General features: G+C 73.3%; 18 protein-coding genes. 9 read left to right on the top strand and 9 right to left on the bottom strand.

The annotated features are described in order from the left end of the window. Together GTY47_RS23375 and GTY47_RS23370 are read right to left on the bottom strand one after the other, a co-directional pair. A partial coding sequence (locus tag GTY47_RS23375; protein WP_161286411.1) for a PadR family transcriptional regulator occupies positions 1-145 on the bottom strand: 145 nt, incomplete at its 3' end. A gap of 82 nt (positions 146-227) precedes the next feature. Continuing rightward, on the bottom strand, positions 228-3,146 hold the full coding sequence (locus tag GTY47_RS23370; protein ID WP_010046710.1) for a beta-N-acetylglucosaminidase domain-containing protein: 2,919 nt from the start codon (positions 3,144-3,146) through the stop codon (positions 228-230). 237 nt (positions 3,147-3,383) lie between these two features. On the opposite strand from GTY47_RS23370, the gene GTY47_RS23365 reads away from it, so the two are divergent. The 3 genes from GTY47_RS23365 to GTY47_RS23355 all read left to right on the top strand — a co-directional run bounded on the left by GTY47_RS23365 (position 3,384) and on the right by GTY47_RS23355 (position 6,108). Further along, on the top strand, positions 3,384-3,653 hold the full coding sequence (locus GTY47_RS23365) for a hypothetical protein (RefSeq protein WP_029181645.1): 270 nt from the start codon (positions 3,384-3,386) through the stop codon (positions 3,651-3,653). Further along, positions 3,654-5,747, top strand: a complete 2,094-nt coding sequence (malQ, locus tag GTY47_RS23360) for a 4-alpha-glucanotransferase (RefSeq protein WP_010046707.1) — start codon at positions 3,654-3,656, stop codon at positions 5,745-5,747. A 61-nt stretch (positions 5,748-5,808) separates the two neighbouring features. Beyond that, positions 5,809-6,108 (top strand): hypothetical protein, encoded by a 300-nt coding sequence (locus GTY47_RS23355; protein ID WP_010046706.1) that lies wholly within the window; start codon positions 5,809-5,811, stop codon positions 6,106-6,108. A gap of 163 nt (positions 6,109-6,271) precedes the next feature. On the opposite strand, the gene GTY47_RS23350 is transcribed toward GTY47_RS23355, so the two are convergent. After that, positions 6,272-6,850, bottom strand: a complete 579-nt coding sequence (locus GTY47_RS23350; protein ID WP_010046705.1) for a TetR family transcriptional regulator — start codon at positions 6,848-6,850, stop codon at positions 6,272-6,274. 157 nt (positions 6,851-7,007) lie between these two features. Between GTY47_RS23350 and GTY47_RS23345 the strand changes: the two genes are divergently transcribed. Beyond that, entirely contained in the window at positions 7,008-8,468 is a 1,461-nt protein-coding gene (locus GTY47_RS23345) for an FAD-dependent monooxygenase (protein WP_010046704.1), read from the top strand. 93 nt (positions 8,469-8,561) lie between these two features. Here the strand turns inward: GTY47_RS23345 and GTY47_RS23340 are convergent, their stop codons facing one another. Further along, positions 8,562-9,080 carry a MarR family transcriptional regulator gene (locus tag GTY47_RS23340; protein WP_010046702.1) on the bottom strand — a complete coding sequence of 173 codons (519 nt, stop codon included), beginning with the start codon at positions 9,078-9,080 and terminating at the stop codon, positions 8,562-8,564. A gap of 106 nt (positions 9,081-9,186) precedes the next feature. Between GTY47_RS23340 and GTY47_RS23335 the strand changes: the two genes are divergently transcribed. Then, positions 9,187-10,158: an EamA family transporter gene (locus GTY47_RS23335; RefSeq protein ID WP_010046699.1), complete on the top strand. Its 972-nt coding sequence runs from the start codon at positions 9,187-9,189 to the stop codon at positions 10,156-10,158. Here the strand turns inward: GTY47_RS23335 and GTY47_RS23330 are convergent. The 3 genes from GTY47_RS23330 to GTY47_RS23320 all read right to left on the bottom strand — a co-directional run bounded on the left by GTY47_RS23330 (position 10,130) and on the right by GTY47_RS23320 (position 14,249). After that, entirely contained in the window at positions 10,130-10,408 is a 279-nt protein-coding gene (locus tag GTY47_RS23330) for an ArsR family transcriptional regulator (RefSeq protein WP_324604469.1), read from the bottom strand. The genes GTY47_RS23335 and GTY47_RS23330 overlap by 29 nt on opposite strands. Positions 10,409-10,723: 315 nt before the next feature. Continuing rightward, positions 10,724-13,297, bottom strand: a complete 2,574-nt coding sequence (pepN, locus tag GTY47_RS23325; protein WP_010046694.1) for an aminopeptidase N — start codon at positions 13,295-13,297, stop codon at positions 10,724-10,726. A gap of 55 nt (positions 13,298-13,352) precedes the next feature. Then, on the bottom strand, positions 13,353-14,249 hold the full coding sequence (locus GTY47_RS23320) for a LysR family transcriptional regulator (protein ID WP_010046692.1): 897 nt from the start codon (positions 14,247-14,249) through the stop codon (positions 13,353-13,355). A 96-nt stretch (positions 14,250-14,345) separates the two neighbouring features. Here GTY47_RS23320 and GTY47_RS23315 point away from each other — a divergent pair, with 96 nt between their 5' ends. Further along, positions 14,346-15,605, top strand: a complete 1,260-nt coding sequence (locus GTY47_RS23315) for an MFS transporter (protein WP_010046691.1) — start codon at positions 14,346-14,348, stop codon at positions 15,603-15,605. Between the two features lie 5 nt (positions 15,606-15,610). Beyond that, entirely contained in the window at positions 15,611-16,093 is a 483-nt protein-coding gene (locus GTY47_RS23310; RefSeq protein ID WP_010046688.1) for a DUF1203 domain-containing protein, read from the top strand. Here GTY47_RS23310 and GTY47_RS23305 read toward each other — a convergent pair. Further along, complete coding sequence (locus tag GTY47_RS23305; RefSeq protein ID WP_010046685.1) at positions 16,090-17,106, bottom strand: aspartate-semialdehyde dehydrogenase; 1,017 nt, start codon at positions 17,104-17,106, stop codon at positions 16,090-16,092. The two genes, GTY47_RS23310 and GTY47_RS23305, sit on opposite strands and share 4 nt — an antisense overlap. 340 nt (positions 17,107-17,446) lie before the next feature. On the opposite strand from GTY47_RS23305, the gene GTY47_RS23300 reads away from it, so the two are divergent. Together GTY47_RS23300 and GTY47_RS23295 are read left to right on the top strand one after the other, a co-directional pair. Beyond that, positions 17,447-17,983, top strand: coding sequence for a sigma-70 family RNA polymerase sigma factor (locus GTY47_RS23300; protein ID WP_029181643.1), 537 nt, complete (start codon positions 17,447-17,449; stop codon positions 17,981-17,983). 1 nt (position 17,984) lies between these two features. Next, complete coding sequence (locus tag GTY47_RS23295) at positions 17,985-18,770, top strand: hypothetical protein (protein ID WP_010046680.1); 786 nt, start codon at positions 17,985-17,987, stop codon at positions 18,768-18,770. A 77-nt stretch (positions 18,771-18,847) separates the two neighbouring features. Here the strand turns inward: GTY47_RS23295 and GTY47_RS23290 are convergent, their stop codons facing one another. After that, a complete protein-coding gene (locus tag GTY47_RS23290; protein ID WP_010046679.1) occupies positions 18,848-22,159 on the bottom strand; it encodes a S8 family serine peptidase in 3,312 nt (1,103 codons plus the stop codon). Between the last annotated feature and the right edge of the window lie 32 nt (positions 22,160-22,191).

Below are 22,191 nucleotides of genomic sequence, written 5' to 3'. Positions count from 1 at the left end.
GGACGAGGCGCTGGAGGGTCGTGTAGACCTGCCCGTAGGCCAGCGGGCGGGCCTGCGGGAAACGTTCGTCGTGGCGTCGCTTGAGGTCGTAGCCGTGGCTGGGACCCGTGGCGAGCAGGCCCAGCAGGATGTGGCGGGTGCTCATGCCGATCATTATGTACTCAGTATATGTACTGAGTGAATAGCCACGCCGATCGATTTTGGGACCCCGGCCCGAGGAGGTGGGTTCAGTCCGTGACGGCGTACGCCTCCACCGACCACAGCGAGTACCCGTACGGCGTGGCCCGCTCGTCGCCCTGCACCCGTACGAAGCGCACGTCGCGCTCGTCCATGCGGACGCTCTCCCGGCCGCCCCGGCCGTCCCGTACCGCCGCCGCCGTGCGCCAGCGGCGGCCGTCCGGCGAGACCTGGACGCGGTACGCCGAGGCATGGGCGTCCTGCCAGCGCAGCACGACCCGCCCCAGCCGTGCCGGGCGTGGCAGCTCGACCTGCCACCAGGCACCGTCGTCGACCGGGGACGACCAGCGGGTCTCCGGGTCGCCGTCGTTCGCCGCCGACGCGGGGAAGTCCGGCGTCTCGTCGCCCGAGGAGCGCGCCGTTCCGGTGCGGGCCAGGTCGGGTCCGCCGGTGGGCGGGAAGGCCCGGACGGTGAGCGTGCGGGCCGCTCCCGCGAACCCCAGCCGGATGTCGTAGGACCGCTGCGGCGCACCGCGCTCCACCGTCACCTCGACGGGGACCTCCACCTTCGTGCCGCGCGGCACGGCGAGTTCGGTCCTGGGCACCTTCACCCGCACGCCCTCGGGTGCCTCGACGGTGAGCCTGCCGCGGGCGTCGGCGGGACGCAGCGAGCCCAGCCCGGCCGTCAGCCGCCGCGTCCTGCCGGTCTCGGTGTCCACCCGGTCGCGCGTCAGCTCCAGGAAGGTGGCGGGGGAGTCCGCGAACCACGGGACCAGGTGACGCACGCGCGACGACGCGGGACCGGTGACCCGTACGGCGTCCACCCGCTGCCCGGCCCGCACCTCGGTCGCGCCCGAAGCGGCCAGCCGGCCGGCCCGCCGCCAGCCGCGGCCCGGTACGTGGACCTCGACGTCGCCCTCGGCACCGGGGTCGGTGAGGGCCGTCACGGCCGCCAGGGACCGGGGGCGCGGGAAGCGCAGGGTGCGGCCGTCGCCCGGGTCGCCGGGGTTGGGGGGCGGCTCGTGGTCGATGCCCGACCAGGCCTCGTACGCCTTCTGGGCCCGCCGCAGGAAGGGATCCAGGACGTCCGTGCCGACCTTGACCGGTGCCGGTTCCAGCCGGGCCCGCAGCGCGCCGAGCCGGCGGTACGCCGTCCAGGCCGCCGCCGCGTCCCCGGCGCGCTGCGCGTCGAGCATGTCGAGCGCGGCCGTGCCCGCCTCGCCGTAGCGCGCCAGTTGCCGCGACCAGGGGGCGACCTCCGGGGCGAGGGCGGTGCCCGTCAGCCGCCGGGGCAGCTCGCGCAGCACCGTGAACGCCTCGCGCAGGCGCCGCGCCGCGTCACCGCCCGCCCCGGGGGCACTCGTTCCGGCCCTGCCCGCCCCGGTGCGGTCCGCGGGACCGCCCGCCTCGGCGTCACCCGCCGTACGCGCCCGCCAGTACGCCTCGGTCAGCGGGCGCAGGTACGCCGACTCCTCCCCGCCGAGGACCGACGACGCGTCGTTCCCGGCGAGCGCGGCCAGGGCCTCCTCGCGGCGGCGGTCCCCGCCCGCCAGGTCGGCGATCGCGGCGCGCCAGGACTCCCCGGGGCGGTACGAGCGCGGGTTCCAGGCGTAGTCGGCGGCGGTGAACAGGGGGATGCGGGACGCCTCGGGCTGCTGCATCGCGTTGGCGAGCAGGGCGGCCGAGCCGGTGGCGACGGCCGGCTCACGCCCCCGGTAGGGGCCGAGGAAGAGGCGGCCGGGCTCGTAGTCGTTGACCGGGTAGTTGTCCATCGTGACCAGCGGATGCCGGAACGCCTCCCGGGCGTCGGCCAGTTCACCGCCCGTGATGGTGCGGGGCACCACCCCGACGCCCGTCCACGCCACCTCGACATCCGGCTCCAGCGTGCTCGCCAGGGCCCGCCGGTAGTCGGTCGTGCCGTCCTCGTAGTACTCGGTCGGCATCAGCGACAGAGCGGGGGCGCCGGGGTGCCGTTCCGCCAGGTGCCGGGCCACCGCGTTCGCCACCCGGGCCTGCGCCCGCGCGGCCGCCCTGGGGCCGGAGCCGAACCGGTCGGCGTCCGCGTCACAGTGCCACTCGCTGTAGCTGACGTCCTGGAACTGGAGCTGGAAGGCCCGGAAGCCCAGCGCCCACATCGCATCGAGCTTGCGCGTCAGCGCGCGTACGTCGGCGTCCGACGCGAAACACATCGCCTGGCCCGGGGCCACCGCCCAGCCGAGCGTGACGTGGTTGCGGCGCGCCCGCTCGGCCAGCTCCCGGAACTCGGTGCGCTGCGCCGCCGGATACGGCTCACGCCAGCGCGCCTGCCGGTACAGGTCGTCCCCGGGGGCGTAGAGGTACCGGTTCTGCTTGGTGCGCCCCATGAAGTCGAGCTGCCCCAGCCGCTGCCGGTGCGTCCACGGGGTGCCGTAGAAGCCCTCGGTGACGCCGCGCACGGCGGTGCCGGGCCAGTCGCGGACGACGGCGGCGGTGATCGTGCCGTCGGGGCGCAGGAGCTGCCGCAGTGTCTGGACCGCGTGGAACAGGCCGTCCTCGCCGGTGCCGGTGAGGGAGACGCCGCCTTCGCCCACGGACAGCTCGTATCCCCCGGCGGGGAGGGCGTGGCGGTCGTCCCGGCGGACGGGCTCCGTCCGTGCCCGGACGACCAGCGCGCCGGGCCCGGCCGAGTCCGTGAGGTGACGGGCCCCGGCCTGCCGCAGCAGCTCGCGCAGGGCGTCCACGGCGTACTTGTCGGCCGGCGGGTCAGTGATCAGCGCGACCTCGTCGGTGACCGCGACCGGTGCGCCGTTCGCGCGCAGGGACTGGGGGCGCGGCCAGACGGAGAGGTCGGGTCCGGCGGTGTCGGGCGCGCGGGTCGCGGTCGTGCCCGGGACGGGCGGGGCCGCCACCGCGGCGGGCGGGGCACCGAGGGTTCCGGCGACGACGGCGACGGCGAGAGCCGCTGCCCGCTTCCCACGCCGCAGTCCCACAGGCACCCCTCCAGGTGTGTTCGACCGAGTGTGTTCGACCGGGAGAACGAGCCCACCACCCGCCCGGTGAAGGTGTCAACGAGAGTGGCCATTGTGCCCTGTTTGCCGGAATCTGGAAGGAGTGGAGGCGAGCGGAATGTGAGCAGGAGCACGATGTCCGGCCTGGGGTGTCTGCCTTCGCGTCGACTGGGTAGGGCTGCGATAACCGCTGAAGCCGTACCCGACAAGGAGGCCCCCGTGGCTGCGATGACTTTCCTCCCGCTCCCGGCCCCGTCCAAACCCGTGGCGGACACGTCCGCCGACCTCGACCCCCACTATGACGATCCCCGCTACGAAGACCCCCACTACTGCGTCTTCAGCTCCGAGAGCACCTGCGCCGAGCCCCCGCTGACCAGCGAGACTCCGCTGCCCGACGCCGAGCCCCTCACCAGCGAGCCGCCGCTCGCCGAATCCGCCCCCCTGACCAGCGAACCCTCCGCCTTCGTCCCGGACTTCACGAGGTCCTAGATGACCGCACCCCGGCCGGCCGAACCGCCTTCCGAGGACCTGTCCCGCCTCGCCGAACTGCACGGCGTCGCCACCTCGTACAGCCCGTCCCCGGACCGCACGGTCGCGGCCTCGGCCGCCGCGGTCACCCTCACCCTGGCCGCTCTCGGCGTGGACGCGAGCACGCCCGGCGCAGTCCGCGCCGCGCTCGCCGCCCGGGAGCGGGAACGGGGCGGCAGACTGCTGCCGCCCACGGTGGTCGGCTGGGGCTCCGGCCCCCCGGCCGCCCTGGCCGCGCTCCCCGAGGGGAGCCGGCTGCACATCGAGACCGAGCAGGGCGGGACACGCGCCTCGGCCGAGCAGCTCCCACCCGGAGTCCACCGGCTGACCGCCACCGTCCCCGACGGCCGCACCGCCACCGCCCACCTGGTCGTCGCCCCGGCCCGCCTGCCCACCCCGACCGGGCGCTCCTACGGACTCCTCGTCCAGCTCTACTCCCTGCTGTCCCGCCGTTCCTGGGGCATGGGAGACCTGGGCGACCTCGCCGAGCTGGCCGGCTGGGCCGGGCGGTCGCTCGGCGCCGGTTTCGTCCAGGTCAACCCGCTGCACGCGGCCGTGCCCGGTGCCCCCACCGACCCCTCCCCGTACCGCCCCTCCTCACGCCGCTTCCCCGACCCGGTGCACCTGCGGATCGAGGACGTCCCCGAATGCGCGTACGTCGAGGACCGCGAGCGGCTGCGCGCGCTGCTGGAGAGATCCGGCCGGCTGCGCGAAGCGGTGCTGGAGAAGGGCGCGCTGATCGACCGGGACGCCGTCTGGGAGCTCAAGCGGGAGGCGCTGGAGCTGCTGTGCGAGGTGCCGCTCGGTCCCGGCAGACGCGCCGCCTACTGCGACTTCCTCGCCGAACAGGGCCAGGCCCTGGAGGACCACGCCACCTGGTGCGCGCTCGCCGAGGTGCACGGCTCGGACTGGCACCGCTGGCCGACCGGCCTGCGCGACCCGCGCTCGGCCGAGACCGTCCGGGCCCGCAACGGGCTGCTGGACCGGGTGGACTTCTGGTCCCGGCTCGCCTGGCTCACCGACACCCAGCTGACCGCCGCGCAGCGCGCCGGGCGCGAGGCCGGGATGCCGGTCGGGATCGTGCACGACCTCGCGGTCGGCGTCCACCCCGGCGGCGCCGACGCCTGGGCCCAGCAGGAGTACTTCGCCGCCGGCATGTCGGTGGGCGCCCCACCGGACGCCTTCAACGCCCGCGGCCAGGACTGGGGCCTGCCGCCCTGGCGTCCCGACCGTCTGGCCGAGTCGGGCTACGCCCCCTTCCGCGAGCTGCTGCGCGCCCTGTTCCGCTACGCCGGAGCCCTGCGCATCGACCACGTCATGGGCCTGTTCCGCCTGTGGTGGGTGCCGCAGGGCCGGCCACCGACCGAGGGCACCTACGTCCGCTACGACGCCGAGGCCATGCTCGCCGTCCTCGTCCTGGAGGCCTCCCGGGCCGGGGCGCTGGTGATCGGCGAGGACCTGGGCACCGTCGAACCGGGCGTGCGCGAGGCGCTGCGCGAGCGCGGGGTGCTCGGCACGTCCGTGCTGTGGTTCGAACGCGACTGGGAGGGCGACGGCCGCCCGCTGCCCCCCGACCGCTGGCGCGCCGACTGCCTGGCCACCGCCACCACCCACGACCTGCCCTCCACGGCCGCCCGCCTCACCGGCGAGCACGTCGAACTCCGCGACAGCCTGGGCCTGCTGACCCGCCCGCTGGAGGAGGAGCGCGCCGAGGCCGCCGCCGACACCGGCGAGTGGCTGGCCCTGCTCACCCACCTCGGCCTGCTGCACGGCACCGGCGGCACCGACACCTCCTCCGAGGAGGCCGAGATCCAGGCCGTCCACCGCTTCCTGCTGCGCACCCCGGCCCGCATGGTCGGCGTCTGGCTCCCGGACGGGGTGGGCGACCGCCGCCCGCAGAACCTCCCCGGAACGTGGGACCAGTACCCGAACTGGCGCCTGCCGATCGCCGACGCGGAGGGGCGTCCTGTCACGCTGGAGCAACTGGCGGCGTCACCCCGGCTGCACGCCCTCATCGAGGTTCTGCGACAACCGCCCGACCCGTCCGGCCCTTGAAGACGACTCTTACGGCACCCCGGGCGCGCGTCCCCAACCGGCGTTGGATACTTTTGGCACCGTGGACAAGAAGAACGCCCTGCGAGCCGGCGCCCTGGCAGCCGGTACGACGCTGATGATGCTGCTCATGTCGTCGCCCGCCTCCGCGCTCACCCGCGACGACGGTGACGACCCCGGCCCGGGCCTGAGCGTCATCGAGACGCTGGGCCTCTTCGTCGTGGCCCCGATCGTGCTGTACCTGGTCATCGCCGGTCTGGTGATGGTCGGGGACAAGTCGCACAAGCGGAAGGACGCGACCAGCTCCAACATCGCGACCAAGGCTGACAGCGAGGCCGACACCAAGGCCGACGCGAAGGCCTGACCAGGGCTCGCTTCGAGTCCGCCGCGCACCTGTTGCCGAGGGCGCCGTCCCCGCCGTACGTACGCGCACGCCGCCGTACGGCGACCGGGGCGGTGCCCTCGGCTTTTCCGGCGGGCCGGGGCCATGGACGTGCTCAGGGCCGGAGCCGGGGCCGGGGCCGGGGTCAGGGATTCGGTGCCGTCAGATAGCGCTGCACCGTCGGCGCCAGCCACGCCACGATCTCCTGGCGGCTGAGCGCCACGGCCGGCGGGAGGCGCAGGACGTACCGGGCGAGTGCCATCCCGAGCAGCTGTGTGGAGGTGAGCGCGGCCCGCGCCGGGACCTGCTCGGGGTCGGGGCACACCTGCTGGGCGACCGGGAGCAACTGGTCCTGGAAGATGCCCTGCATGCGCTCGGCCCCGGCCTGGTTGGTGGCGCCGACCCGGAGCAGGGCCGTGAGCACCTCGTTCTCCTCCCACATGGCGAGGAAGTGGGCCACGAGGGCGGATCCGACCTCCTCCCGGGGCAGCGGGCCCAGGTCGGGCAGCTTCAGATCGACGGCGACGGCGGCCGCGAACAGGCCCTCCTTGCTGCCGTAGTACCGCATCACCATGGACGGGTCGATGCCCGCGTCCCGCGCGATGGTGCGGATGGTGGCGCGCTCGTAGCCGTCGGCGGCGAAACGCTCGCGGGCGGCGTCGAGGATCGCGGCGCGGGTGGCGTCGGAGCGTCGGGAGGGGACGGTGGGCTTGCTGTCAGGCATGCCAACAAGCGTAGGTCAACGCTCGTAGGCCAACAAGTGTTGACGGGATCGTAGTGCGGTTCTACGTTGGTCAACGACCGTTGGCGAACAAGCGTTGGCGAACGCACGTTGACCAACGGTCGTTGACCAACACGTGTTGGCCTACAGGGAGGCTCTGATGAGCGACATGAGCGACATGAGCGACATCACCCGCACCGTGGTCGTGGTCGGTTCCGGCCCCACCGGTCTGCTGCTGGCCGGTGACCTGGCCACCGCCGGCGTCCCCGTCACCGTCGTCGAGAAGCGCCCGCACAAGATCAGCAACCTCTCCCGCGCGTTCGTCCTGCACGCCCGCACGCTGGAGCAGCTCGACGCCCGAGGGCTGGCCGAGGAACTGGAGGCGGTGGGCCGGCGGCTCGGCCGGTTCCGCCTCTACGGCCGCCTCAGCCTCGACCTCTCCACGCTTCCCTCCCGCTTCAACCACCTCCTCGTCCTGCCGCAGTACGAGGTGGAGAAGGCCCTGGAACGGCGGGCGCTTCAAGCCGGGGCCACGTTCCGGTACGAGACCGAGGTGACCGGGCTGACGCAGGACGCACAGGGCGTGACGGTCGCGGTCCGCGGGCCCGGCGGCGGTTCAAAGGCACTGCGCGCGGCGTACGTCGTCGGCGCCGACGGGATGCGCAGCACGGTGCGGAACGCGATCGGGCTGCCGTTCCCCGGCCGTTCGGTGATCCGCTCCGTCATGCTCGCGGACGTACGGGTGACCGAGGAGCCCGGGGAATTGCTGACCTTCGACGCCGTCGGCGACGCCTTCGCCTTCCTCGTCCCGTTCGGCGACGGCTACCACCGCGTCGTCTGCTGGGACCGTGGCCGCGAGCTCCCGGACGACGCGCCGGTCGGACTCGACGAGATCCGGGAGACCACCCGGCGCGCGCTCGGCCGTGACTTCGGCATGCACGACCCGCGCTGGATGTCCCGCTTCCACAGTGACGAGCGGCAGGCGCCCGCGTACCGGGTCGGCCGTGTCTTCCTCGCCGGGGACGCCGCGCACGTCCACACCCCGGCCGGTGCCCAGGGGATGAACACCGGCCTCCAGGACGCGGCGAACCTGGGCTGGAAGCTGGCTGCCGTCGTCAAGGGGTACGCGGCCGACCCGCTCCTCGACACCTACCAGGCCGAACGCCACCCCATCGGCAGGTCGGTGCTGCGCAGCAGCGGCGGTATCGTGCGCGCCGCCATGGCCGGGCGGCCCTGGACGATCGCCCTGCGCACCGCCTTCGCCGCCTTCCTCGACACCGTCGGCCCGGCCCGCCGCAAGGCGCTCGGCCAGGTCACCGGCATCGGTTACCGCTACCCCGCTCCCCGCGGCTCCCACCGCTTCACCGGCCACCGCGTCCCCGACGTCGCCCTGGCCGGAGGCGGTCGCCTCCACGAGGCGATGCGGGGCGGCCGGTTCGTGCTGATCACCCCGGAGCCGTACAAGGCCGGGGCCGGCCGTGAGGACCGGCTGGCCGTGGAGCGCTGGGCGAGCGACCGCCGGACGACCGTGCTGGTGCGGCCCGACGGGTACGCGGCGTGGGCGGCCGACGCGGCGGACGCCGGGGCGATCGAGACGGCCGTCGCCGCCCACGTGGGGTAGCGCTTCGGCGGGCCGGCACCGAAACCGAAACCGGCACCGTCACCGGCACCGAAACCGGAACCGGCGTCCGCGCCGGCCTGCCGCGTCACGGGCTCAGTCCTGCCGGCCCTCCGTCGTCCGGAGCAGCTCCCTGAGCAGCCCCGAGAGCTGCCCGGCCTGCTCGGCGTCGAGGCCGGACAGCGCCTCCGTCTGGACGGCGAGTCCGGCGCCGACCGCCTCGTCGATCAGTTCCAGGCCCTTGTCGGTGAGCGTGACGTGCAGGCCGCGCCGGTCGTGCGGATCGGGGGAGCGGCGCAGCAGGCCCGCGCGCTCCAGCTTGTCCAGGCGCCCCGTCATGCCTCCGGTCGTGAGCATCAGTGTCGCGGAGAGCTGGCGGGGCGAGAGCGTGTAGGGCTCCCCGGAGCGGCGCAGGGTCGCCAGGACGTCGAACTCCCCGCGCGAGATCCCGAACCTGGCGTACGCCTTCTCCGCCCGGTCGCTCATCGCGCGCGAGAGCCGGTGGATCCGGCCGAAGACCTCCATGGCCCGGGTGTCGAGATCGGGCCGGACCGCCGCCCACTGGCCGATGATCGCGTCGACGGGGTCCGTGCGCTGCTCGGGTTGTGCGTTCATGGCAGGAGTATCCGCCGCCACTCGGTCACCCGCAAGAAAGTAGCTTGACGGAAAGTTGCTTAGAGATAAGCTACTTTCTACCGACCTACTTCGAAGGGTGCCTCCCATGGCCTCCTACCGCCCGGCTGTCATCACCGTCACCGCGCTCGCCCCCGTCTCCTGGGGCACGACCTACGCCGTCACCACCGAGTTCCTCCCGGCCGACCGCCCCCTGTTCACCGGCCTCATGCGCGCGCTGCCGGCCGGTCTGCTGCTGCTCGCCCTCGCCCGGGTGCTGCCGCGCGGTGCCTGGTGGTGGAAGGCGTCCGCGCTGGGCGCGCTGAACATCGGCGCCTTCTTCCCGCTGCTGTTCCTCTCCGCGTACCGGCTGCCCGGCGGCATGGCGGCGGTCGTCGGCTCGGCCGGGCCGCTGTTCGTGGCCGGTCTCGCGGCGCTGCTGCTCGGGCAGCGGCCGACCCGGCGCACGCTGCTGACCGGGGCCGTGGCGGCGTTCGGCGTCAGTCTCGTCGTCCTGCGGGCGGCCGGGACGCTGGACGCGCTCGGCCTGCTGGCGGCCCTCGCCGCCACCGTGTCGATGTCGGCCGGCACGGTGCTCACCCAGCGGTGGGGCCGGCCTCAGGGGGTCGGTCCGCTGGCCCTCACCGGCTGGCAGCTGACCGCGGGCGGCCTGCTCATCGCGCCCCTGGCCTTCCTCGTCGAGGGCGCGCCGCCCGCGCTGGACGGCCGGGCGGTCGGCGGCTACCTCTACCTCGCCGTCGCGAACACGGCGATCGCGTACTGGCTGTGGTTCCGCGGCATCGGCCGTCTCACCGCCACCCAGGTGACCTTCCTCGGCCCGCTCTCCCCGCTGACCGCGGCCGTCGTCGGCTGGGCGGCGCTCGGCCAGGCGCTGACGCCGGTGCAACTGACGGGCATGGCGCTGGCGTTCGGGGCGACGATGGCGGGGCAGATCGGGCCGCGGCGGAAGGCGGCGGCCCCGCGCCCCCTCGCTCCTGAGGGGGCGGTGCGGCCTTCCTCCTCCGGGCGCGGCGGCAGGCCCGAGGCGTACGTCAGCGCGGGTTCCGGTCCGCGGCGATGACGGCCTGGATCAGGCCGGGGAACCTGCGGTCCAGATCCTCCTTGCGGAGGCGCATGTACAGCCTGTTGCCGGCGTCGCGCTGGTACACCAGACCCGCTTCGCGCAGTACTCGCCAGTGATGGGTGCGGCTGGACTTGCCGACCGGCAGCTCGAAGGACGCGCACAGCCGCTCCTCGTCCGGCCGTGCGGCGAGTTCGGCCACGACCCGGCGCCGGTTCTCGTCCGCGAGCGCCAGAAGGATGGGTCCCACTTGCAGCTCCTCGGCACGCGGGTGTGGCAGTTCGCTCGACGCCATCACTTCACCTCTCGACAAGGTACGTCTCGTGGCGTACCTTCCCTGAGGTACGCCACGAGACGTACCTTACTCCTGGGGGAACCATGCCCGCACCCGTACCGACACGACTCCGCGGCCTGGCGCGCATCCGCTCCTACCTGCGCGCGCTCCTGCTCATCGAGCACTCTCCCTTCATCAGCCTCTGACGTCGAAGGCCCCGCCCGCTGCCCTCACGAACGGGGGCGCCCGGCACAGTGCCGGGCGCCCCCACAGCCGTAACGACGGGAGCGGCTACTCCGCCGCCGCGTCCGCCCGCTGGGCCCGCAGCGCGCGCTCCACGCCCGCCCGGGACTCCGAGACCAGCCGCCGCAGCGCCGCGTTCGGCTCGGCGGAGGCCAGCCAGGCGTCCGTCTTGTCCAGGGTCTCCTGGGAGACCTGGATCGTCGGGTAGAGGCCGACGGCGATCTGCTGGGCCATCTCGTGGGAGCGGGACTCCCAGATGTCCTTGACCACCTCGAAGTAGCGGTCCGTGTACGGGGCGAGCAGCTCGCGCTGGTCGGTCTGGACGAAGCCGGCGATGACCGCCTCCTGCACGGCGTTCGGCAGCTTGTCGGAGTCGACGACCGACGCCCACGCCTCCGCCTTGGCCTCCGGGGTCGGACGGGCCGCCCGGGCCGTGGCGGCGTGGCGCTCACCGGCGGCCGTACGGTCGCGGTCGTACTCGCCCGCGATCTCCGTCTCGTCGAACCGGCCGACCGCCGCGAGCCGCTGCACGAACGACCAGCGCAGCTCCGTGTCGACGACCAGGCCCTCGATCGTCTGCGAGCCCTCCAGCAGCGCGTCCAGCAGGTCCAGCTGCTCGGGCGTGCGGGCCGTCGCGGCGAACGCGCGCGCCCACGCCAGCTGGTGGTCGCTGCCCGGCGCCGCCGCCCGCAGGTGGGCCAGCGTCGCGTCGGTCCAGCGGGCCAGCAGCGCCTCGCGGGCGGCCGGGTCGGCGTACAGGTCGACCGCCAGCTTCACCTGGCGGTGCAGCGACTGCACGACGCCGATGTCGGACTCCTTGCCGATGCCGGACAGCACCAGCGAGAGGTAGTCGCGGGCCGCCAGCTCGGCGTCGCGGGTCATGTCCCAGGCCGACGCCCAGCACAGGGCGCGCGGCAGGGAGGACTCGAAGTCGCCGAGGTGTTCCGTCACGAAGGCCAGGGACCGCTCGTCCAGGCGGACCTTCGCGTAGGACAGGTCGTCGTCGTTGAGCAGGACCACGGCCGGGCGGCGCTTGCCGACCAGCTGCGGTACGGCGGTCAGCTCGCCGTCCACGTCCAGCTCGATCCGCTCGTCCCGGACCAGCTTCCCGCTGTCGTCGTCCAGTTCGTACAGGCCGACGGCGATCCGGTGCGGGCGCAGCGTCGGCTCGCCCTTCGCGCCGGCGGGCAGGGCCGGGGCCTCCTGGCGGATGGCGAAGGAGGTGACGACACCGTTCGCGTCCGTCTCGATCTCCGGGCGCAGCACGTTGATGCCCGCCGTCTCCAGCCACTGCTTGGACCAGGTCTTCAGGTCGCGGCCGGAGGTCTCCTCCAACGCGCCCAGCAGGTCGGACAGGCGCGTGTTGCCGTAGGCGTGGGCCTTGAAGTAGGCCTGCACGCCCCGGAAGAACTCGTCCTCGCCCACGTAGGCGACGAGCTGCTTCAGCACGGAGGCGCCCTTGGCGTACGTGATGCCGTCGAAGTTGACGAGTACGTCGTCCAGGTCGCGGATGTCCGCCATGATCGGGTGCGTGGAGGGCAGCTGGTCCTGCCGGTACGCCCAGGTCTTCATCGAGTTCGCGAACGTCGTCCACGAGTGCGGCCAGCGCGACTCGGGCGCGGCGGCCTGGCAGGCGATGGAGGTGTACGTGGCGAACGACTCGTTCAGCCACAGGTCGTTCCACCACTCCATGGTCACGAGGTCGCCGAACCACATGTGGGCCAGCTCGTGCAGGATGGTCTCCGCGCGCACCTCGTACGCCGCGTCCGTCACCTTCGACCGGAACACGTACTGGTCGCGGATGGTGACCGCGCCCGCGTTCTCCATCGCGCCAGCGTTGAACTCCGGCACGAACAGCTGGTCGTACTTCTTGAACGGGTACGCGTAGTCGAACTTCTCCTGGAACCACTCGAAGCCCTGCCGGGTCACCTCGAAGATGGCGTCCGAGTCGAGGTACTCGGCGAGCGAGGGACGGCAGTAGATGCCGAGCGGGACGGACTGGCCGTCCTTCTCGTACACGCTGTGCACCGAGTGGTACGGGCCGACGATGAGCGCCGTGATGTACGTCGAGATGCGCGGCGTCGGCTCGAACACCCAGACGCTGTCCTGGGGTTCGGGCGTGGGCGAGTTGGAGATGACGGTCCAGCCCTCCGGCGCCCTCACGGTGAACTGGAAGGTCGCCTTCAGGTCCGGCTGCTCGAAGCTGGCGAACACCCGGCGGGCGTCCGGCACCTCGAACTGGGTGTAGAGGTAGGCCTGGTCGTCGACCGGGTCGACGAAACGGTGCAGGCCCTCACCGGTGTTGGTGTACGCGCAGTCGGCGACCACCCGGAGGATGTTGCGGCCCTCCAGCAGGCCGCGCAGGGCGATCCGGGAGTCCGCGAAGACCTCGGCGGGATCGAGGGAGTCCCCGTTGAGGGTCACCTCGTGCACGGCCGGGGCCACCAGGTCGATGAACGACTCCGCCCCGTTCTCCGTGACGTCGAAGCGCACCGTGGTCACGGACCGGTAGGTGCCGCCCTCCTGCGCGCCGGAGAGGTCGAGTTCGATCTCGTACGAGTCAACGGCGAGCAGCTTCGCCCGCTGCTGCGCCTCCTCGCGGGTCAGGTTTGTGCCAGGCACGCGGTCATCTCCTCGGTATGGGTGGGTTGCGCCATCTTTCCACGGCAGCTTCGCATCAGGCGACGACCGGGGCGTCTCCTAGGGATACCCCTCGCCCGGCGAGGGTCCGGGCGAACTCGCGTACGGCCGCCGTCTCCCCGTCCCGGTGCCACACGAGGCCGAGAGCCGACTCGGGCACGCCCTCCACCGGTACGAACACCACGTCCTCGCGCCGGTGGTACGCGGCCGTGGGCCGGCACAGCAGCATGGCCGCACGGCCCGCGGCGACCTGGGTCAGGCCCTCCTGGAGGGTGGTCACCGCCGGTCCGGGCACGGCGGACGGGGCGTGGGCGGCCCGCCAGTAGGCGGGGGCCGGGGGAGCGGCCGTGACCAGCGGGGCCGCCGCGACCTCAGCCGCGGTCACCTTCGCGAGGGACGCGAACGGGTGGTCCCGGCCGACCGCGACCGTCTGGGGCCGCTTCGAGAAGACCGGGCCCAGCACCAGGTCCGGCTCCTCGACGGGCAGCAGGACGACGGCCGCGTCCACCGCGCCCCCGCGCACGGCGCCGAAGGGATCGGCGAGCGGAATCTCCACCACGTCCGTCACGCACTCCGGGTGCGCGGACCTGAAGGCCCGCACCGCCGCCGTCAGCCCGGCGTCCGCCGTCCCCTGGAAACCGATCCGCAGGGCGCCCTCGACACCCCGCGCGGCGGCCCGCGCGTCGTCCACGGCCTCCCGCAGCCCCCCGTAAGCCGGACGCAGCCGCTGCACGAACCGCTCGCCGAGCGGCGTCAGGGCGACCCGGCGGCTGGTGCGGTGCACCAGACGGCCGCCCACCCGGCGCTCCAGCGAGCTCAGCAACTGGCTCACCCGGCTCTGCGAGACGTACAGCCGCTCCCCGGTCCGGCCGAAGTGCAGCTCCTCGGACAGCACCAGGAAGCACTCCAGCTCACGCAATTCCAGCCCCGCCACGGCCGTTTCCCCTCCGTTCCGATCGATCAGTCCCGCTCATGCAAGGGTGAGGACTTCGCTGTTGTTCCCGGGCGGGCCGCGCCAAAGGGTGGAGGCATGCCCTCCACGAGCTCCCCGTCCTCCATGACCACCGTGCCGGAGACCGGCACCGGCAGGACGGCGCGCCCCTGGCCCGCCGTCCTGGCCCTGGCCACCGCCACCTTCTCCGTCGTCACCACCGAAATGCTCCCGGTCGGCCTGCTCACCTCGCTCGGCACCGGCCTGCACGTCTCCGCGGGCACCGCCGGGCTCGCCGTCACCCTGCCCGGCCTGGTCGCCGCGGCGAGCGCCCCCCTGCTGCCGGTCGCGGCCCGCCGAGCCGACCGGCGCACGGTGCTGTGCGCGCTGCTCATCCTGCTCGCGGCCGCCAATGTGCTGTCCGCCCTGGCCCCGCACATCGCCGTCCTCCTGCTCGCCCGTGCCCTGGTCGGGGTGTGCATCGGCGGGGTGTGGGCGATCGCGGCCGGGCTGGGGACCCGGCTGGTGGCGCCGGACCGGGCGGGCCGGGCGACCGCGCTGATCTTCAGCGGGATAGCGGTGGCCTCGGTGCTGGGCGTCCCCGCCGGCACCCTCCTCGGATCACTCGCGGGCTGGCGCTGGGCGTTCGCCGCCCTGGCCGTCCTCGCGGTGGCCGTCGCCGGAGCCCTGGCCCTCGCCCTGCCGCCGCTGCCGCCCGAACGCCCCGTCAGGCTCGGCACGTTCCCGGCCCTGCTGCGCACGCCGGTGGTCTCCGGGGGCCTGCTGGCGACGGCACTGCTGGTCACCGGCCACTTCACGGCGTACACCTACGTCCGTCCCGTGCTGGAACGCGTCCCCGGCCTGGGAGCGGGAACGATCAGCACCCTCCTCCTCGGCTACGGCCTGGCCGGAGTCGCCGGCACGTTCGCGGGCGGGTGGCTGGCGGCCCGCGACCCACGCCGGGCCCTGCTGGTCATCGCGGCCGGGCTGGGCACGGTCGTCCTGCTGATGGTCCCGGCGGCGGGCTCACTCGCCGCCTCGACGCTGCTGCTCGTCGTCTGGGGCCTGGTCTACGGGGGCGTCTCGGTCTCCGCCCAGAACTGGCTGTCGGCCGCCGCGCCGCGGGCCCGCGAGGCCGGGTCGGCGCTCTTCGCGGGTGTCTTCAACACGGGGATCGCGCTGGGCGCCTTCACCGGGGGCCGCGTCGCCGACGCCCTGGGCCCGACGGCGGTGCTCTGCGTGGGCGGCGGGCTGGCGCTGCTGGCCCTGCCGGCGGTCGTACGGGCCGGGCGGCCCGGGGCGGGAGCAGCACGACGTCCGGATACCGCCGGTGCGGAGGACCCGGGCGCGCGAGCCTGAGGAACATGACGACGACGTACACCGCACGACCCATCGCCCCGCGCGTCCTGAAGGAACTCCGCACGACGGACGACGCGGGCCGCCCCACGGCACCCTTCACCGACACCGAGGGCGGGGCACCGCTGCGCTGCTGCCTGGGCCGCAGCGAGCCGGGCGACCGCATCGCCCTGGTCTCCTACGCCCCGCTACGCCGCTGGGCGGCGGAAAAGGGCGCCGACCCCGGCGCGTACGACGAGGTGGGCCCGGTCTTCGTCCACGCCGACGACTGCCCGGGCCCGGACACCGGCGCCGCCCTGCCCTTCACCAACGCCCACCGGACGGTCCGCCGGTACTCCGCCGAGGGCCACATCCTGGGCGGGCGGCTGGTCGAGGAGCCGGAGACCTTCGAGCAGGCCTTCGCGGAAGCGTTCGACGACCCGGCCGTGGCGCTCGTCCACGTCCGGGCCGTCGAGTACGGGTGTTTCCTCTACGAGGTGCGCAGGGACTAGCCCTTCAGCTCCGCCGCCACCAGCTCCGCGATCTGGACCGCGTTCAGCGCGGCGCCCTTGCGGAGGTTGTCGCTGGAGACGAACAGGGCCAGGCCGTTGTCCACCGTCTCGTCACGGCGGATGCGGCCGACGTAGGACGGGTCCTTGCCGGCGGCCTGGAGCGGGGTCGGGATGTCGGTGAGGACGACGCCCGGGGCGTCGGCCAGCAGCTCCGTCGCGCGCTCGGGGGTGATCGGGCGGGAGAAACGGGCGTGCACCTGGAGGGAGTGGCCGGTGAAGACCGGGACGCGCACGCAGGTGCCGGAGACCTTCAGCTCGGGGATCTCCAGGATCTTGCGGGACTCGTTGCGGAGCTTCTGCTCCTCGTCGGTCTCGTTCAGACCGTCGTCGACGAGGTTGCCGGCCAGGGGCAGCACGTTGAAGGCGATGGGCCGCTTGTAGACGCCCGGCTCGGGGAAGTCGACCGCCTCGCCGTCGTGCGTCAGCTTGTCCGCTTCGGCGACGACCTTCTGCGTCTGGCCGTGCAGCTCGGCGACGCCCGCGAGGCCGGAGCCGGAGACCGCCTGGTACGTGGCGACGACCAGGGCCTCCAGGCCCGCCTCGTCGTGCAGCGGACGCAGGACAGGCATCGCGGCCATGGTCGTGCAGTTCGGGTTCGCGATGATGCCCTTGGGGCGGTTCGCGATCGCGTGCGGGTTGACCTCGGAGACGACCAGGGGCACCTCCGGGTGCCTGCGCCACGCGGAGGAGTTGTCGATCACGACGGCGCCCTGGGAGGCGACCTTCTCGGCCAGCGCCTTGGACGTGGCACCGCCCGCGGAGAACAGCACGATGTCCAGGCCGGTGTAGTCGGCGGTCGCCGCGTCCTCCACCGTCACGCCGTCCAGCTGCGTGCCCGCGGAACGGGCCGAGGCGAACAGGCGCAGCTCGGTGACCGGGAAGTTCCGGTCCGTGAGGATCCTGCGCATGACCGTGCCCACCTGTCCGGTGGCTCCGACGATTCCGACCCTCACGGCGACTCCCTCTCCTGCGTCTCTTCACGTGCTCGTTGCTTGGCCGAGGCTTTTCCATCATGCGGCCGACCAAGGCCCGCCTGTCCACTTCTTTCCCCGGTCTGCCCGGGGAGTGGGACGACGTGTCCCGTTCCATGGTTGCGGACGTCCGGCGCCCACCCCCGCTGAGCTGGAGAAATTCGTTTGCCGGGGGGCATACGCCGCAAGGTCGCCTGCCCCTGTTGCTCTCGGCCACACGGGAGTGTGACGTACGCCTCTGTCGCCCTGCCGGAAAAAAAGACCGAACGTTCCGGGCCGTGCCGGCGTCGTAGGAGAAACACGGTGAGGGGGGTGGCTTGTGCTGCTGCGCGGAAGGGCCCGGCGCGTCCGGGAGGCGCACGCCGGTACCGGCGACGATCCGCTGGACGCGGCACAGGAGCGCCGGGTGCGGGCGGTGCTCGCGCTGGGCGGGGTGCCGCAGGCGGACCTGCCGGACGGGGTGCAGCAGGTCCGCCTGCGGCTGCTGGAGCGCGCCGCGAGCGGCCGGGAGGCGCCGCGGGACGTATCGGCGTGGGCGGCGGTGGTCGCGTCCAACCTGGCGATGGACTGGCACCGGGCCAAGCGCCGCCAGGAGCGCCTCGGGGAGCGGCTGGCCGCCCTGCGGCAGCCGGCGCATCCCTCCGGCGAGGACACCAGCGTGCTGTCCGTCGCCGTCGCCCAGGGCCTGGACGAGCTGCCCGACGCCCAGCGGCAGGTCGTCGTGCTGCGTTTCTACGCCGACCTGCCGGTCCGGTCCATCGCCGAGCAGCTCGGCGTCCCGGAGGGCACGGTCAAGAGCAGGCTGCACACGGCGGTACGGGCCCTGCGCGCCCGCCTGCACGAGGACGAGGTGGTGTGACGTGACCGCCCGGAACGACGACGACCGGCGCGACGCCGGTTACGACGGCATGGACGCGCTGATGGCAGCAGTCACCGACGAACCACTCCCGGAGGGCGCCGACCGGGACCCGACCTTCATGACGGCCCACCGAGCGGCCGCGGCGGATGTGGCGTTGCTGCGGTCACAGCTGCAGCTCCTGGGAGACACCCTGGCGCGCGACACGGAGGCGGTCGTCGACCCGTCGGTGAGGGGGCTGCCCGTGGGCCGGTCACGGGCGGACGGGGATCCGCCCGGGCGGCGGAACCGGCCCCGGCCCCGCGTCCTGGTCCTGCGCGGGCTCGCCGCTGCCGTGGCCGCCGCCGTCGTCGTGGGCATGGGGTGGCTCGTCGTGCAGGGCGGGTACGGGTCGGGGCAGGACTCGGCCGGGTCGACGGCCGACACCGCGGCCGGTCCGGCGCGCGGCGAGGCGGAGTCCAAGCCCGGCCACGCCGGTTACCTCGCCTGCGCCCGGCTCGTGGCCGAGGGCACCGTCGCGGAGGTCGAACCGGTCCCCGGCGCCCGCCAGGACCGCGTCACCCTCGACGTGGACCGCTACTACAAGCCCGCCAAGGGCCGGGACCGGATCGTCTTCCCCATGGACGAGGACGCCGGCCCCCGGCTGCGGCCGGGCGACCACGTCCTCGTCGGGATCACGCGCGGGCAGGCCCAGCCGGACCTGTGGAGCGTCGGCGAGAAGGAGATCGCCCCCCAGCGCGCCTGGATCACCGCCGCCCTGCCCGAGTCGGCGACCCTTCCCTGCGAGTGACCTGAGGACGGAAACAGCGAGGGCGGGCGCCCAGCCGGGACACCCGCCCTCCGATGCCGTACGACCGCTGAGGGCCGCTACGGCACGACCTTCTCGATCTTCACGCTGCCCACGCCCGCGGCCGTCCCGCGCGCGTTGACCAGCTGGACCTCGCCGAAGAACTCACGCCCCTCGGGCGCGGCCGCCGCGGCGGTGACGCTGCCCGAGACCGTCGCCGAGTCGCCCGTGCCGAGCTTCACCGGCGTCGACCCGTCGACGGTGACGCTGCCGAGGGAGGGGGCGAAGAACACGTCCTGGTAGTCGTACTCGGTCGTGCCGGCCGGCACCGAGTAGCCGACGACCTTGACGGTGTACGTGCCGGCGGCCGGCGAGGGCACGGAGACCGACTCCTCCGAGTCGCCGTCGGCGGAGCTGCCGACCTGCTTGCCGGCGGCGTCGTAGACCGCGAGGTCCAGGTCCGCGGCGGCGTCCGAGACGCGGCCGATGGCCACGTCCAGCGACTTCGCGCCCGCGGGCACCTCGACCGTGGTGGTCTGCGTCTCACCCTGCTTGATCGACGGCCGGGTCGTCTTCGACGAGCCGAGCGGACCGCCCACCAGCTTGCCGTCGATCGCGGCGAAGCCGTTCGTCACCTTCCAGGAGGCGGCGGCCGGGGTGCCGACCTTCGCCTCGTGCACGGTCACGGTCTCCGGGTCGAAGGCCGCGCCGAGCACGGCGACGTCCAGCTCGTAGGGGTTGTCGAGCAGCGGCGACGTACGGCGCGACTCGACCTCGATCTCCCACACGCCCGGCTGCGGGTCCGCGTAGGAACGCAGGTCGGGGCGGCAGGTGTTGGCCGGGTTGGAGTAGTTCGGGTAGCAGTTGATCGTCGACGTCGGGTCGGACGGGACGCCGTACGGGTGGATGGCGATGAACCGGGTCTGGCTCTTGTCCTTCAGCCCGCCCAGCGCGACCTCCAGCGTCTTCGCGCCCTCGGGGACGGTGACGTAGTAGTGCCGCGAGCTGTTGCGCTGCACCGAATCCGACGCGGAGAACGTGTACTTCAGCGGCGCCGCGACCACGACCGTGTTCAGGACCTGCTTGTCGATGCCCTCGGTCCTCGGGTCGTCGACCTCCAGGATCGCGCTCTTGATGCCCGCGGACTTCGGCGCGGCCTGGACCTTGACGGTGACGGGCTGGTTGAGCGGCAGCTTCACCTCGTCGGAGCCGACGATCCGGAACGTGCCGCCCGCGTTGTTCTCGAAGTGCAGCTCGTGCCGGATCGCCTTGTCGGCGCCGGACGTACGGGTGATGGTGACCTCGTACGTCTTCTTCTGGCCGGCCTTGAGGCCGCCCTCACGGTCGTACAGGCCCGTGCCGTAGCCGGGGGTCTTCAGGAACTGGTCGATCGCCGTGTCGACCGGCGCCTTGACCGTGTACGCGTGGGAGGTGGCGCCGTCGCGGATCGAGTCCCAGGCGTCCTCGATGTTCATCAGGCCCGCGCCCTCCTCGTACGCCTGCACACCCTTGATGTGGTCGGCGGTCGAGGTGAGGGCCGTGCGCAGGGTCGCCGGGGAGAGGTCGATGCCCTTGTGCTTCGCGGCCGACAGCAGCAGCGCGGCGGCACCGGCGGCCTGCGGGGAGGCCATCGAGGTGCCCTGGAGCATGGCGTAGCCGGCCGGCAGGGTGTAGCCCGCCTCGGCGACCGGGGCGCCCGGCATCCAGGTCTGGATGGTGTTGATCGCGGCACCCGGGGCGACCAGGGTCGGGGTGAAGCCGCCGTCCTCACGCGGGCCGCGCGAGGAGAACGGCATCAGCGCGTACTTCTTCTCCACGGCCGAGCCGTAGTTGGCGGCCCAGGTCTCCTTGGAGACGGACGCGCCGACCGAGATCACCTTGTCGGCCAGGGCCGGGTCGCCGATGGTGTTGGTGCCGGGGCCGGAGTTGCCCGCGGAGATCACCAGCTGGACGCCGTACTCGTCGATGAGGCGCGTGTACAGCTCGGCGCGCGCGTTGTTGCCGTCGTTCAGCGCCGGCAGGCCGCCGATGGACATGTTGACGATGTCGACGCCGCGCTTGGTGACGAGGTCGATCATGCCCTCGGTGAGCGCGACGTTGGTGCAGCCGCCGGACCAGGTGCAGGCGCGTGACGAGACCAGCTTGGCGCCCGGAGCCGCACCGTTCATCCTGCCGCCGAACAGGCCGTTCGCGGCGGTGATGCCGGCGACGTGCGTGCCGTGCTCGGACTCGATGACACCGATGTTGACGAAGTCGGACTTCTTCCCGACCCAGGAGCCGCCCAGCGGGTCCATCGGGACGTCCTTGCGGATCTCCACGACGAACGGCTGCCGCTCGGCGACGTCGGTCTTCGGGTCGTCGGTGCCGAAGTACCCGATCCGGTGGCCGTCCTTGTACGGCTTCATCGGGGCGTCGTCGCCGAAGTCGAAGTTGTTGTTCAGGTCGACCCGGACCGTGCCGGCCGCCGCGTCGTAGAGCACGCCCCAGGCGTCGGTGGTGTCACCGTCGCGGTTGGCGTCGCCCGCCGCGTCGCCGCCGGTGGTGTACGACTCCTTGAAGACGCTGACGGCGTACGAGCCCGCCGGTGCCTTCCACGACTGGCCCTGGTACGTGAAGGCCGGGCCGGACACGGCCGTCACCATCGGGCGCCAGGTGTTGTCGTTGTCGACGATCGGGTCCGTCGCCGTCACCCAGTCGACGATCTTCCGCTCGCCGGTCGTGGTCTTCTGGAGCGCCGGGTGGCCCAGGTCGACGCCGGAGTCCAGGATGCCGATGGTGATGCCGCGGCCGTCCGCCTTCGGGTTGTCCTCGACGAAGTCGACGGCGCCCGTCTCGAAGGACGGGTTGTACGGGTTCTCCGCGGGGGTCTTCTTCCCCGGCGCCGGATAGGTCCCCGCGGCGGCCTTGGCGCCCTTGGCCGCGTCCGCGGCCGGCGTCGGGTCGTCCAGCGGTATCTCCTCGCGCAGGTCGATGCCGTGCACCGAGGAGAGCTTGGCGGCGGCGGCGATGGCCGAGTCCGCCCGGGACGTCGGGACGGTGGCGCGGACGTAGCCCAGCTTGTCGTCGGCCCGGCCCACCGAGCCGCCCTTGACCGCGTCCAGCTGCCCGGCGACCTGCTCGGTCTGCCCGGGCGCGGTGGCGATCATCATCGTGACGGTCTTGTCGCCGTCGGCCTTGGCCTCGGCGAGCAGGTCCGCGTCGCCCGAACCGAGCTTGTCGTGCGCCGACTTGACGTCGCGGTCGGCCGGGGCGGACGCGCCCGGCTCGTCGGCGGCGAAGGCCAGGGGGACCGGCCCGGCCGCGGAGAGCGCCGCGACGAGACCGGCGGCCACGGCGACGCGCGCCACGCGTCTCCGGGCCGATATCAGGTCACGCTGGGGGGTGTTGGTCATCGGCATCCCTTGTAGGTAAAGGAACGAGCGGG

It is taken from the genome of Streptomyces sp. SID5464, from assembly GCF_009862985.1.
Lineage (GTDB): Bacteria > Actinomycetota > Actinomycetes > Streptomycetales > Streptomycetaceae > Streptomyces > Streptomyces chartreusis_D.
The sequence above is the reverse complement of the archived record's forward strand: the minus strand, read 5'-3'. Positions and strand labels throughout refer to the sequence as shown.

Bases quoted from the DNA above. Each gene is read 5' to 3' on its own strand.
- GTY47_RS23345 (WP_010046704.1), top strand. From the start codon at position 7,008: ATGAGCGACATGAGCGACATGAGCGACATCACCCGCACCGTGGTCGTG.
- GTY47_RS23315 (WP_010046691.1), top strand. From the start codon at position 14,346: ATGCCCTCCACGAGCTCCCCGTCCTCCATGACCACCGTGCCGGAGACC.
- GTY47_RS23290 (WP_010046679.1), bottom strand. From the start codon at position 22,159: ATGACCAACACCCCCCAGCGTGACCTGATATCGGCCCGGAGACGCGTG.
- GTY47_RS23340 (WP_010046702.1), bottom strand. From the start codon at position 9,080: ATGAACGCACAACCCGAGCAGCGCACGGACCCCGTCGACGCGATCATC.
- GTY47_RS23335 (WP_010046699.1), top strand. From the start codon at position 9,187: ATGGCCTCCTACCGCCCGGCTGTCATCACCGTCACCGCGCTCGCCCCC.
- malQ (WP_010046707.1), top strand. From the start codon at position 3,654: ATGACCGCACCCCGGCCGGCCGAACCGCCTTCCGAGGACCTGTCCCGC.
- GTY47_RS23310 (WP_010046688.1), top strand. From the start codon at position 15,611: ATGACGACGACGTACACCGCACGACCCATCGCCCCGCGCGTCCTGAAG.
- GTY47_RS23350 (WP_010046705.1), bottom strand. From the start codon at position 6,850: ATGCCTGACAGCAAGCCCACCGTCCCCTCCCGACGCTCCGACGCCACC.